The organism is Stenotrophomonas sp. YJH_SMC_91, from assembly GCF_059368495.1.
In genome coordinates, this window is record NZ_JCAFRT010000002.1 from 207,009 (window position 1) to 219,039 (window position 12,031).

Genomic DNA, 12,031 nt, shown 5'->3' on the forward strand with positions numbered 1-12,031 from the left:
AGTGAGGGGCCTGCATGCTGGCGCCGCGTATGGGGTGCTGGCTTGAACAAACGGCGCAACCCGCGCACACCGGGTAGACGCCGACCTTGGTCGGCGCCGCGTTTCCCACATCCACGCATGGCGCGGCTCTACAATGACGCCCTCATCGCGCCCGGGGCCGGCATGGATTCCTTCAACCTGATGCGTGCCTTCCGCCGCATCGTCGAACGCGGCGGGCTGGCCCGCGCTGCCGAAGACCTGGGCATGTCGCCCGCCGGCCTGAGCAAGCAGCTGCGCACGCTGGAAGCGCATCTGGGCGTGGTACTGCTGCAGCGGACCACGCGGCGCATGAGCCTGACCGAGACCGGCCACGCCTATTACCGTGAATGCTGCCGCCTGCTCGACGAGCTGGACGCATTGGAACGTGGCATCGCCGAACAGCGCGGCGACGTAGCCGGGCGCCTGCGCGTCAATGCGCCGCAGTCGTTCGCACTGAGCACGCTGTCGCCGCTGCTGCCGCGCTTCCTGCAGCAGCATCCACAGCTGTCGCTGGACCTGGTGATGGAAGATCGCCTGCTCGATGCAGTCGGTGAGGGTTTCGATGTGTCGCTGCGGCTGCGTGCCGAGTTGGATGATTCACGCCTGGTGGCGCGCCGGCTGGCGTCGCTGCAGCAGGTGCTGTGCGCGGCCCCGTCCTACCTGCGGCAGCATCCGGCACCGCAGGCGGTGGACGATCTGCAGGCGCACAGCGTGCTGGCCTACAGCCTGTCCGACTCACCGGGCAGCTGGCCGCTGCTCGGCCCCGATGGCCAGGTGACGATCACCCTGCCAGCGCGCGTCACCGTCAACAACAGCCTGCTGCTGCGCGACCTGCTGGTGGCCGGCATGGGCATCGGCGCCCTGCCCTCGTTCCTGGCGGCACCCGCACTGGCCCGTGGCGAACTGCAGCAGGTGCTGCCCGACCACCGCTATCCGCCGCGCTTCGTGCATGCGGTCTACCCCACCTCGCGCCACCTGCAGCCCAAGGTGCGTGCCTTCATCGATTTCCTGCACGCCGAGCTGCCCGGCTGCGCCGGCCTGGATTCGTAACCGCCAGCGAAAACTGAGCTGCCCGCAGCGTGCTGTTTCGGCCACGCCGCGCTGCCTACTCTGCCGCCTCCCCTCTCACCGATGGCAGGCAGATGTCTTCCGTTCCTTCCCCCGCCACCGCCGCGCCGGTGGTCGATTTCTTCCACGACGTGGTCTGCGGCTGGTGCTTCGTGCTGGCCCCGCGCCTGCAGCAGGTCTCGGCCGAACTCGGCATCCAGGTGCGCCACCGCAGCTTCGTGCTGCAGGACTCGCGCGCGCAGATGGTCGAGGTGTTCGGCTCGATGGAGCGCGCCAAGGCGATCATCCTGCGCCACTGGACCGACTGCGCCGCGCATGAAGACACCGCGCGCATCGATATCGAAGGCATGCGCGCACAGGACTTCGAGTATCCGTCCGGCTGGCTCGGCGCACTGGCCTGCCAGGCCGCCGGCATGCTCGGTGGCAACGACGCCCATGGCGCGATGTTTGATGCCGTGCAATGGGCGCACCTGCACCAGCACCGCAACATCGGCGACGCCGAAGTACTGCTGGATATCGCCGAATCGCTGGGTCATCCACGTGGCGCCTTCGCTGACCACATGCGCAGCGACGCAGTACGCCAGCGCGTGCAGGCCGACCGTGCCGAAGCCGCGACCCTCGGCATCCGTTCCATTCCCACCGTGATCGGCGGCAACGGCCTGCGCCTGCAGACCCTGCCGCTGCCACACCTGCGCCAGGCCCTGGCGCCCCTGGTCGCGGCCTGAGCCGCACCCTCCCCCACCCTGCAAGGAGATTCCCCATGACCCCACATACCCTGGCCACCGCGCTGGCCCTGCTGCTGGCCGGCACCGCCGCGTCCACCACCGTGTCCGCACACGAACGCGTTCCCTCCGGCCAGCAGGTCGGCACCAGCCCCTGGGGGCCGAAGGACGAGATCGGTCGCCTCAACCTGATCACCGAAGCCTCGCGTGCGGCGATCCTGTCACGGGTCAGCGGCGGCAAGGCCTATGACCTGGCCACCGAATACTACGTCGGCATGCCCAGCTGGCAGGATGCCGGCGACCCGCACTACCAGTTCTGGATGACCCACACCCCGCGCGGCACGGTGATGGACGACCCGATGGGCGTGGGCGAGACCATGAACCTCACCCGCAGCTACACCGGCACCGCATTCTCGATGTACAGCCACACCGGCACCCACATCGATGCGCTGAACCACTTCGGCATCCACGGGAAGATCTGGAACGGCTTCGAGGCCGACAAGCACCTCGGCGATCGTGGCTGGAATGTCACCGGCATCGAGAAGTTCCCGCCGCTGATCGCGCGTGGCGTGCTGATCGACGTGGCCGCCGCCAAGGGCGTGGACATGCTGCCTGACAGCTACCGCGTCACCCGCCAGGACCTGAAGGATGCGCTGGCACGCCAGAAGGTGAAACTGCAGCAGGGCGACGTGGTGCTGATCCGCACCGGCCGCATGCGCCTGTTCGAGCAGCCCAGGGCCTACATGGCCAACCCGCCGGGCATGGGCCTGGACGCGGCACGCTTCCTGGTCGAGGACAGCGGCGCGATGATCGTCGGTGCCGACAACCTCAGCTTCGAGACCTTCCCCTCGGAGGTGTCCGACGACTACGTGCCGCTGCACACCTACCTGCTGGCCCAGCAGGGCGCGCCGATCATCGAGCTGGTGGCGCTGGACGAACTGGCCCGCGACAAGGTCTACGAGTTCGCCTTCATCGGCGGCCCGCTGAAGATCCGCGGCGGCGATGCCGCGCCGCTGCGCCCGGTGGCGCTGCCGGTGCGCCCGTAACCAGGGCCTGTGGGTGCCGACCTTGGTCGGCACTCCTTTACCCCCTTCAGCAACCTGAAACCGGACCCTCCGATTTCATTAGTAATTCTACTCACAAGACGAGTAGCATGTCTGGTCTCAGCCCCTGATACCGGCCCGTCGATACTCGCGCCATGCCCGCTGTTTCCGCCCGTTCCTGCCGTTTCCAGCCCGCCCGGCGCCTCCCCTGGAGGGCCGGCTGATGGGTGCCGTCGTCGCCCTCGACCGGCTGCTGGACGGGCGCCAGCTGTGGCGCGGCCCGGCCCGCCAGGGGCCGGCCAGCGACCACCTGGCCAGCGGCCACCCGGCACTGGACGCACGCCTGCCCGGCGGTGGCTGGCCCACCAGCGGGCTGTGCGAGGTACTGCAGGCGGCGCCTGGGGTGGGTGAGCTGGCGCTGGTCTGGCCGGCGCTGGCCAAGCTGAGCCTGCGTGACCGCCCGATCGTGCTGGTCGCCCCGCCCTATCGCCCGCATGCCCCGGCCTGGGCGGCAGCCGGGCTGGACCTGGCCCAGCTGCAGATCATCCACGCAGCGCCGAAACAGGCGCTCTGGGCCACCGAGCAGTGCCTGCGCTCTGCCGCCTGCGCGGCGGTGCTGTGCTGGCCACACCAGGCCGACGATCGCGCCCTGCGCCGGCTGCAGGTCGCCGCCGACAGCGGCCAGTGCCTGGGCTTCGTGTTCCGCGAGGCGCAGGCGGCGCGCAATCCCTCTCCGGCCAGCCTGCGCCTGCAGCTCGACCACGGCCAGGTGCGGGTGCTGAAGTGCCGAGGCGGCCTGCCGCCGGCGCAGCCGTTGCCGCTGGCCATCGCCCACTGAGGCCGCGCCATGCACTGGGCCTGCCTGTTGTTGCCGCAGCTGGCGCTGGACAGCGTGCTGCGCCTGCAGCCGGATCCGCAGCGCCCACTGGTGCTGCTGCAGGGGCCGGCACAGCGTCGCGTACTGCGTGCAGTCAGCCCGTCGGCACGCGCAGCGGGGCTGCGCCCGGGCATGCTGCTGTCGGCTGCGCAGGTGCTGGTGCAGGACATGCACCTGCACGATTACGATCCCAACGCCGAACAGCACACCCGGCAGCTGCTGGCCAGCTGGGCCTACGCCTACAGCTCCCAGGTCAGCCTCGATTTCCCGCATGCACTGGTGCTGGAGATCGGCGCCAGCCGCGCCCTGTTCGGTGACTGGCTGACGATCCAGCAGCGGCTGCGCAACGAACTGCACGAACTCGGCTTCCGTCACCGTCTGGTGGCCGCACCTACCCCACATGCCGCGCGCGTGCTAGCCAATGTCCACGATGGCCTCGGCATCGATGCACAGCAACTGCCGGCGGCGCTGGCGCAGTTGCCCCTGCCGCGCTGCGGCCTGCCCAACGAAGCGGTGACGGTGCTCGGCCGCTCCGGCCTGCGCACGCTGGGCGCAGTGCTCGAGCTGCCGCGCGACAGCCTGGCCCGGCGCTTTGCCCCCGAGGTCCTGCAGCAGCTGGATGCACTGCGTGGGCTACCCACCGCGCCACTGCGCTACTACCAGCCACCGGACCGTTTCGATGCACGCATCGAATTCGAGTACGAGATCGAATCCAGCCAGGCCCTGTTGTTCCCGCTGCGTCGCCTGCTGCTGGACCTGGCCGCGTTCCTGTGTTCGCGCGATGGCGGCGTGCAGCGCTTCGACCTGCATTTCGAGCACGACCTGCTGCCGGCCAGCGTGCTGACCATCGGCCTGCTGGCACCGGAACGCGATCCCGCGTTGCTGTTCGAGATCGCGCGCAACCGCATGGAAGCGTTCGCCCTGCCGGCCGGCAGCCGCGCACTGCGCCTGCAGGCCGAACAGCTGCCACCGTTCGTGCCCGCCGCGCGCGACCTGTTCGATACCCGGCCGGCACAGGCGATGCCCTGGAACCAGCTGCGCGAGCGCCTGCGCGCGCGGCTGGGCGATGACGCCGTGCAGCCGCTGGCGGTGCAGGCCGACCATCGCCCCGAACGCGCCAGTGGCAGCCAGCCCGCGGCCAAGCCTCCGTCGTACTGGCCGCTGCGCCCTGGCTGGTTGCTGGACACCCCGCAACCGCTGCGTGATCCGCGGCTGCGCATCGTCACCGGGCCGGAGCGGATCGAATCGGGCTGGTGGGACCAGGCCGACGCGCGCCGCGACTACTACGTGGTGGAAACCGCACACGGCCAGCGCGGCTGGGCTTTCCGTGAGCGCAACGATCCGCATGCGCCGTGGATGCTGCACGGCTGGTTCGGCTGAGCCGCCATGCACAGCGAACTGCCCGGCTACGCCGAACTGCACTGCCTGTCGGCCTTCAGTTTCCAGCGTGGTGCTTCGATCGCCGAAGAGCTGTTCGCGCGCGCCGCCGGCCAGGGCTACCGCGCGTTGGCGATCACCGACGAATGCTCGCTGGCCGGCATCGTGCGTGCCTGGCAGGCGGCCAAGGCGCATGGCGTGGCGCTGATCGTCGGCGCCGAATTCCAGGTCGAGGACGGACCCAAGCTGGCCCTGCTGTGCACCGACCAGGCCGCCTATGCCGGGCTCTGCCAGTTGATCACTACCTGTCGGCGGCGCGCGGCCAAAGGCGAGTACCGTTGCCTGCGCGAGGACCTGCTCGGCCTGCCCGACGGCCTGCTGTGCCTGTGGCTGGACCGGCAACCGGCCGCCACCGACCTGGAACTGCTGCGCGCCGGCTTCAATGATCGGCTGTGGCTGGCGGTGGAACTGCACCACGAGCACGACGACGCACGCCGCCTGCAGCAGCTGCAGGCCTTCGGCGAACGCCACCGCCTGCCGCTGGTCGCCAGTGGCGATGTGCACATGCACGTGCGACGCCGCCGCGCCCTGCAGGACACGCTGACCGCGATCCGCCATCGTTGCAGCGTGGCCGAAGCCGGCTGGCGCCTGTTTCCCAACGGCGAGCGCCACCTGCGTCCGCGCACCGCGCTGGCCCAGCTGTATCCCGCCGAACTGCTGGCCGAGACCCTGCGCATCGCCGAACGCTGCCACTTCACCCTGGAACAGCTGCAGTACACCTATCCACGCGAGCTGGTGCCGGAGGGGCATGACCCGGACAGCTGGCTGCGCGAGCTGGTCGAAGAAAAGATTCCCTGGCGTTGGCCAGAAGGCATCAAGGACGCACAGCGCAAGCAGATCGAACATGAGCTGGCGTTGATCCGGGAGAAAAACTACGCCTCCTACTTCCTTACCGTGCATGACATCGTGCGCTTCGCCCGCAGCCAGGACATCCTCTGCCAAGGGCGTGGCTCGGCGGCCAATTCGACGGTGTGCTTTGTGCTGGGCGTGACCGAGATCGATCCTGCGCGCAGCAATCTGTTGTTTGAACGCTTCATCTCCGCCGAGCGCAATGAGCCGCCGGACATCGACATCGACTTCGAGCACGAGCGCCGCGAGGAAGTGCTGCAGTACGTGTTCAAGCGCTATGGCCGCGAGCGCGCCGCACTGACCGCAGTAGCAATCAGCTACCGTGGCCGCAGCGCGATCCGCGACGTCGCCCGTGCGCTCGGCCTGCCGATGGACCAGGTCAACGAACTCGGCGCGGCGATGGACCACTGGGGTGGCAGCATCCCGCTGCCGGAAACCCTGCGCGAGCGCGGCTTCGACCCGGACACGCCCTTGATGCGGCGGCTGCTGGCATTGACCGCCGAGCTGATCGACTTCCCACGCCACCTGTCTCAGCATCCGGGTGGTTTCGTCATCTCCGAGCATCCGCTGTCGACCCTGGTGCCGGTAGAAAACGCGGCGATGGCCGACCGCACCGTCATCCAGTGGGACAAGGACGATCTGGATGCCACCGGCCTGATGAAGGTCGACTGCCTGGCGCTGGGCATGCTCACCGCCATCCGCAAATGCCTGGCGATGTTGAAGCAGCACGGCCTGCATGAAGGACGCATGGATGCGATCCCGCCCAAGGATGCAAAGACCTTCGACATGATCTGCGCCGCCGACACCATCGGCGTGTTCCAGATCGAATCGCGCGCCCAGATGGCGATGCTGCCGCGCATGCAGCCACGCACGTTCTATGACCTGGTGATCGAGGTGGCGATCGTGCGCCCCGGCCCGATCCAGGGCGACATGGTGCACCCCTATCTGGAGCGGCGCCGGATCCTGCGCGAAAAGGGACCGGACGCGTTGAACGACCCGGACAACCCGCTCTACCCACCGCAGCTGGAACGCGTGTTCGCACGCACGCTGGGCGTGCCGCTGTTCCAGGAACAGGTGATGCAGCTGGCGGTAGAAGCGGCCGGCTACACGCCGGGCCAGGCCGATGCCCTGCGCCGCTCGATGGCGGCGTGGAAGCGCCGTGGCGGCCTGGAACCGCATCGCGAGAAGCTGCTGGCCGGCATGCTCAAGAACGGTTTCAGCCGCGAATACGGCGAGCACCTGTTCGAGCAGATCAAGGGCTTCGGTGATTACGGTTTCCCGGAAAGCCACGCCGCCAGCTTCGCCCTGCTGACCTATAACAGCTGCTGGCTGAAATGCCATCACCCCGCCGCGTTCACCGCCAGCCTGATCAACAGCCAGCCGCTGGGCTTCTACAGCCCCGACCAGCTGCTGCAGGACGCGCGCCGGCATGGCATCCGCGTGCTGCCGGTGGACGTGCGCCACAGCGACTGGGACTGCACCCTGGATTTCAGCAAGGGGCCGGCGGCGATCCGGCTCGGCCTGCGCCTGGTCGATGGCTGCAATGAACCCGCCGTGCAGGCCATCATGCGCGAACGTGCGCGGCGCCCGTTCGACGATGTCGGCGACCTGTGCCAGCGCACCGCCCTGGACCGCCGCCAGCAGGGCCTGCTGGCCGATGCCGGTGCGTTGCGTGGGCTCAGTGGCCATCGCCATCGTGCACGCTGGGATATCTCCGGCGTGGAAAACCGGCTGCCGCTCTTCGACCAGGCCCGCGCCACCGCCGAAGCCCGCGTGCCGTTGCCCCTGCCCAGCGCCTGGGAGGACATGCAGGCCGATTACCGCAGCACCGGCACCACCCTCGGCCGCCATCCGATCTCATTCCTGCGTGCGCAGCTGCGCAGCCGTGGCTGCCTGGATGCCGCGCAACTGGCGGGCCATGGCCATGGCCGTCGCGTGCGCATCGCCGGCCTGGTACGCATGCGCCAGCGCCCACAGACCGCCAGCGGTGTCACCTTCCTCACGCTCGAGGATGAGACTGGCATGGTCAACGCCGTGGTCTGGCGGCACCTGGCCGATCGCCAGCACCGGGTGCTGGTCGATACCCAGCTGATGCAGATCGATGGCCGCCTGGAACGCGTCGATGGTGTGCAGCATGTCATCGTGCAGCGCATGCACTGCCTGGATGAGCTGCTGCAGGGACTGCGCAGCCACAGCCGCGATTTCCACTGACGCCGGGAATCACCGCGTAACGGCCACAAGGTGATGTCGACCAGGTAGAGGTAGAGTCGACTGTCAGTCGACTTGCGCGCGCCAGCGCGGGAATTTCCGTGATCTGATCGAACAGCAGTCGACTGACAGTCGACTCTACCCATCCCCTTTTGCATCCGCTATCGTCGGCACATCCAAGGAAGGACCACCCGATGCCCCGTGCGCTGCTGCTGACCACCCTGGTGGTCTCCACCCTCGCCCTGCTTGTTTCCGGCTGGACCGCCTGGAACCTGCATCGCAGCCAATCGCCACAGCGCATCATCGAAGCACGCGGCCTGGTCATCCACGATGCAAGCGGCCAGCCGCGGGTGATCCTCGGCGCACCGGTCCCCGACCCGCTCAGCCAGGGCCGCACCCAGGGGCCGCGCGCCACCGCCCTGTCTGGCCTGATCCTGCTTGGCCCCGACGGTTCCGAGCGTGGTGGTTATGGCACCAGCGACCGCGGCGGCGAAGCCCTGCTCACCCTCGACGATGCCACCGGCACTACCGAAGTATTCAAGGTCGTCGCCAACCCGGATCGCGGCGCCAGCCTGATGGTCAAGCACCAGAACAACACCGGCGCCATGCTCACCTCCTGGCAGGGCAAGCCGGAGCTGATGTTCGTCGATGACAGCGGCCAGTCCTACTACGTGCGCCCTGGCGCCAACGCCGCGCCCTGATCGGCTTCTGTAGCGTCGAGCCATGCTCGACGCTACACCCCGCACACGGCCGCCAGGTCATCGGCCAGCTGCCGCAGCTGCGTCGTCCCCAGCGCCGCACAGGTGATGCGCAGGCCATGTCCCGGCGCCGCCACCGCGAACACTTCGCCCGCCCGCACATGCCATCCGCGCGAAGCCAGTGCCAGCACCTGAGGATGGCTGTCAGCCGACAACGGCAGCCACAGGTTCAATCCCTCCATTGGCAGCGGCGTCGGCATGCCACGCGCGCGCAGCAACTCCTGCAGCGACTGCAGGCGCTGCTGGTAACGCTCACCTGCCGAGGCGATCTTCGCCCGCTGCGTTGCCGACGCCAGCACCGACGTCGCCGCATCCTGCAGCAGATGACTGACCCAGCCGGTGCCGGACGCCAATCGCAGCCGCAACCGCATCGCGGTTTCTTCATCGCAGGCCAACCAGGCCAGGCGCAGGTCGGGGCCGAGCGGTTTGGACAACGAACGCAACAGCGCCCAGCGCCGGCCATCCAGCGGCAGTACCGAGTGGTAGGCCTGCTGCGAAAGCAGCGCGTAATGATCGTCGACCAGCACCGCCACCTGCGGGTAGGCCGCCAGCAGCTGGCGCAACGCCCGTGCCCGCTTCGCATCCAGGCTGGCCCCGGTCGGGTTGTGCGCACGCGGGGTCAGCAGCACCGCGCGTGCACCGGCCTCCAGCGCCTGCCGAAGTGATTCGACCTGCATGCCATGCGCGTCCACCGCCACCGGCAACGGCGCGTGGCCCACGGCATTGAGCACATTGAGGCTGCCGAGGAAGCACGGATCCTCCACCGCGATGCGATCCCCCGGCAGCAGCCAGGCCGCCAGCAGGCGTTCAATGCCATCGACCGCGCCATGGGTCAGCTCCAGCGCATAACCCGCCGGGCAGTCCGCATCCAGCGAGGCGCGCGCCAGCGCCTGCAACCTCGGGTCGACCGTGCCCACGCCATACAGCCGCGGTGCGGCCGAGGCAAGGCGCAGGTTCGGCAGCAGGCGCGGATCCGGATTGCCACCGGCCAGGTCCTGCAGCGCCAGCCCGGGCGTACTGCCCTCGCGCGCCAGCGGCGGCGGCAGGCCACGCACCACCGTGCCGCGGCGGCCCGCCGTGCTGGCCAGGCCCGCCGCATCCAGGCGCTTGTAGGCAGCGGCCACGGTGTTGCGGTTCACGCCCAGCTGCTCGGCCAGTTCACGCACCGGCGGCAGCACGCTGCCGGCCGGCAAGCGGCCCTCGCCGATGCCCTCACGGATGCTGTCGAAGATCGACTCGGCACTGTGCCCGGTGATTTTCATTTTGTCCTATGCCAAAATATATCTTGTCCTGTGCCAGTGTATCCCACCCTGGCCGCCCTGCATTGGAGGTGCCCGCATGCCCCTTGCCGCTGCCGACTGGCCCGTCGCCCAGTCCGTTGAACAGATCGCCGCCAACCTGGTCACGGTGCGCCAACGCATCGCCGATGCCTGCGCCCGCGTCGGCCGGGACCCGGCCAGCGTGCGCCTGCTGCCGGTCAGCAAGACCGTCGATGAAGCCCGCATCCGCATGGCGGTGGCCGCAGGCTGCCACGAACTTGGCGAGAACAAGGTGCAGGAGGCACAACGCAAGGCCGAAGCGATGGCCGACCTGGGCGTGCACTGGTCGGTGATCGGCCATCTGCAGACCAACAAGGCGCGCTACGTGGCACGCTTTGCCAGCGAGTTCCAGGCGCTGGACAGCCTGCGCGTAGCCGAGGCCCTGCAGCAGCGCCTGCAACTGGAAGAGCGCACCCTGGATGTGTTCGTGCAGGTCAACACCTCGGCCGAACCCAGCAAGTACGGACTGGAACCCGACGCGGTCGAGGCCTTCGTGCAACAGCTGCCAGCCTTCGATCGCCTGCGCGTGCGCGGCCTGATGACCCTGGCCATCTTCACCCCCGACGTCGAGCGCGTGCGCGCCTGCTTCGTGCGCCTGCGCGAACTGCGCGACCAGCTGCAACGCACCGCCCCGCCCGACCTGGACCTGTCGCAGCTGTCGATGGGCATGTCCGGTGATTTCGAAGTGGCCATCGAGGAAGGTGCCACCGTGGTCCGCGTCGGCCAGGCCATTTTCGGCGCCCGCGCCACCCCGGACAGCTTCTACTGGCCGAACAGCGGAGCCCCGGCATGAAGCACGCGGTTGTCCTGCAGCACGTTGGCTTTGAAGACCTCGGCACCCTGCAGCCACTGCTGTTGGCGCAAGGCTGGCAGCTGCAGCTGCTGCAGGCCGGCGTCGATGCGCTCGATGACGCCGAAACCGCCGACCTGCTGGTCGTGCTGGGCGGTCCCATCAGTGCCAATGACACAGGGACCTACCCCTTCGTCAACGACAGCATTGCCCTGCTGCAGCGCCGGCTGCAGCGGCAGCGGCCTACCCTCGGCATCTGCCTGGGTGCACAGCTGATGGCGCGCGCACTCGGTGCAAGTGTCGCTCCCAGTGGTGGCAAGGAAATCGGCTTTGCGCCACTGCTGCTGACCGATGAAGGCCAGCGTTCTCCGCTGCAGTCCCTGCAGGGCATTCCGGTACTGCATTGGCATGGTGAGGCGTTCGAACTTCCGGCCGGTGCACGCCGCCTGGCCAGCACGCCGGCCTGCCGTCACCAGGCCTTCGCCATCGGCAGCCACGCACTGGCCCTGCAATGCCACCCGGAACTGGACGCCCGCCAGTTCGAGCGCTGGCTGATCGGCCACACGCTGGAGCTGGCCCAGGCCGGCATCGATCCCAACGACCTGCGCGCACAGGCGCGTCGCTATGGCGCACCGCTGGCAGCGGCCGCAACCGCGATGTTCGACCATTGGCTGCAGGACCTGCCGGAGACACCGCAATGAACTACCGATTGCAGATCCACCGCGATGGCGCCCACTGGGGCCACTTCGACTGCAGCGGCCCCGATGCCCTGCAACGCATGGACGCCATTGCCGCACAGCTGCCTGCCGATCAGGGCTTCCAGCTGAAACGGCAGAAAGGTGTCGGCGAAGAGCGCATCCTGTCCAGCAATGCCGATGGCCTGCGGGTACTGGCTTCGCAGATCCAGTACCGCGACATCTGACCCGATGGTAGTGCCGGCCG

At 68.7% G+C, this 12,031-nt stretch carries 11 protein-coding genes; 10 read left to right on the top strand and 1 reads right to left on the bottom strand.

Annotated features, from left to right (window positions below):
• Window positions 1-117: 117 nt before the first annotated feature.
• The 7 genes from AC5P5X_RS04520 to AC5P5X_RS04550 all read left to right on the top strand — a co-directional run bounded on the left by AC5P5X_RS04520 (window position 118) and on the right by AC5P5X_RS04550 (window position 8,923).
• Window positions 118-1,068, top strand: coding sequence for a LysR family transcriptional regulator (locus AC5P5X_RS04520; RefSeq protein WP_199160655.1), 951 nt, complete (start codon window positions 118-120; stop codon window positions 1,066-1,068).
• Window positions 1,069-1,160: 92 nt separating this feature from the next.
• Window positions 1,161-1,811, top strand: a complete 651-nt coding sequence (locus AC5P5X_RS04525) for a DsbA family oxidoreductase (protein ID WP_043035201.1) — start codon at window positions 1,161-1,163, stop codon at window positions 1,809-1,811.
• 35 nt (window positions 1,812-1,846) lie between these two features.
• On the top strand, window positions 1,847-2,854 hold the full coding sequence (locus AC5P5X_RS04530; protein WP_099474591.1) for a cyclase family protein: 1,008 nt from the start codon (window positions 1,847-1,849) through the stop codon (window positions 2,852-2,854).
• Between the two features lie 220 nt (window positions 2,855-3,074).
• The gene (gene imuA / locus AC5P5X_RS04535) at window positions 3,075-3,689 is read left to right on the top strand and encodes a translesion DNA synthesis-associated protein ImuA (RefSeq protein ID WP_005413787.1); all 615 of its coding nucleotides are present in this window, start codon (window positions 3,075-3,077) and stop codon (window positions 3,687-3,689) included.
• Between the two features lie 9 nt (window positions 3,690-3,698).
• Complete coding sequence (locus tag AC5P5X_RS04540) at window positions 3,699-5,108, top strand: Y-family DNA polymerase (protein ID WP_005413788.1); 1,410 nt, start codon at window positions 3,699-3,701, stop codon at window positions 5,106-5,108.
• 6 nt (window positions 5,109-5,114) lie between these two features.
• Window positions 5,115-8,225, top strand: a complete 3,111-nt coding sequence (locus AC5P5X_RS04545; protein ID WP_111188939.1) for an error-prone DNA polymerase — start codon at window positions 5,115-5,117, stop codon at window positions 8,223-8,225.
• Between the two features lie 191 nt (window positions 8,226-8,416).
• The gene (locus AC5P5X_RS04550; protein WP_005410054.1) at window positions 8,417-8,923 is read left to right on the top strand and encodes a hypothetical protein; all 507 of its coding nucleotides are present in this window, start codon (window positions 8,417-8,419) and stop codon (window positions 8,921-8,923) included.
• A gap of 32 nt (window positions 8,924-8,955) precedes the next feature.
• On the opposite strand, the gene ptsJ is transcribed toward AC5P5X_RS04550, so the two are convergent.
• A complete protein-coding gene (ptsJ, locus tag AC5P5X_RS04555) occupies window positions 8,956-10,242 on the bottom strand; it encodes a MocR-like B6 salvage transcription factor PtsJ (RefSeq protein WP_111188940.1) in 1,287 nt (428 codons plus the stop codon).
• A 76-nt stretch (window positions 10,243-10,318) separates the two neighbouring features.
• Between ptsJ and AC5P5X_RS04560 the strand changes: the two genes are divergently transcribed.
• The 3 genes from AC5P5X_RS04560 to AC5P5X_RS04570 are packed head-to-tail and all read left to right on the top strand — an operon-like array spanning window position 10,319 to window position 12,011.
• A complete protein-coding gene (locus tag AC5P5X_RS04560) occupies window positions 10,319-11,092 on the top strand; it encodes a YggS family pyridoxal phosphate-dependent enzyme (RefSeq protein WP_005413791.1) in 774 nt (257 codons plus the stop codon).
• Window positions 11,089-11,790, top strand: a complete 702-nt coding sequence (locus tag AC5P5X_RS04565) for a glutamine amidotransferase (RefSeq protein ID WP_005410057.1) — start codon at window positions 11,089-11,091, stop codon at window positions 11,788-11,790. Before AC5P5X_RS04560 ends, AC5P5X_RS04565 begins: the two co-directional genes overlap by 4 nt.
• Entirely contained in the window at window positions 11,787-12,011 is a 225-nt protein-coding gene (locus tag AC5P5X_RS04570; protein WP_005410058.1) for a hypothetical protein, read from the top strand. The genes AC5P5X_RS04565 and AC5P5X_RS04570 overlap by 4 nt, the downstream gene beginning before the upstream one ends.
• Window positions 12,012-12,031: the final 20 nt, after the last annotated feature.

Bases quoted from the DNA above. Each gene is read 5' to 3' on its own strand.
- AC5P5X_RS04520 (WP_199160655.1), top strand. From the start codon at position 118: ATGGCGCGGCTCTACAATGACGCCCTCATCGCGCCCGGGGCCGGCATG.
- AC5P5X_RS04525 (WP_043035201.1), top strand. From the start codon at position 1,161: ATGTCTTCCGTTCCTTCCCCCGCCACCGCCGCGCCGGTGGTCGATTTC.
- AC5P5X_RS04530 (WP_099474591.1), top strand. From the start codon at position 1,847: ATGACCCCACATACCCTGGCCACCGCGCTGGCCCTGCTGCTGGCCGGC.
- imuA (WP_005413787.1), top strand. From the start codon at position 3,075: ATGGGTGCCGTCGTCGCCCTCGACCGGCTGCTGGACGGGCGCCAGCTG.
- AC5P5X_RS04540 (WP_005413788.1), top strand. From the start codon at position 3,699: ATGCACTGGGCCTGCCTGTTGTTGCCGCAGCTGGCGCTGGACAGCGTG.
- AC5P5X_RS04545 (WP_111188939.1), top strand. From the start codon at position 5,115: ATGCACAGCGAACTGCCCGGCTACGCCGAACTGCACTGCCTGTCGGCC.
- AC5P5X_RS04550 (WP_005410054.1), top strand. From the start codon at position 8,417: ATGCCCCGTGCGCTGCTGCTGACCACCCTGGTGGTCTCCACCCTCGCC.
- ptsJ (WP_111188940.1), bottom strand. From the start codon at position 10,242: ATGAAAATCACCGGGCACAGTGCCGAGTCGATCTTCGACAGCATCCGT.
- AC5P5X_RS04560 (WP_005413791.1), top strand. From the start codon at position 10,319: ATGCCCCTTGCCGCTGCCGACTGGCCCGTCGCCCAGTCCGTTGAACAG.
- AC5P5X_RS04565 (WP_005410057.1), top strand. From the start codon at position 11,089: ATGAAGCACGCGGTTGTCCTGCAGCACGTTGGCTTTGAAGACCTCGGC.
- AC5P5X_RS04570 (WP_005410058.1), top strand. From the start codon at position 11,787: ATGAACTACCGATTGCAGATCCACCGCGATGGCGCCCACTGGGGCCAC.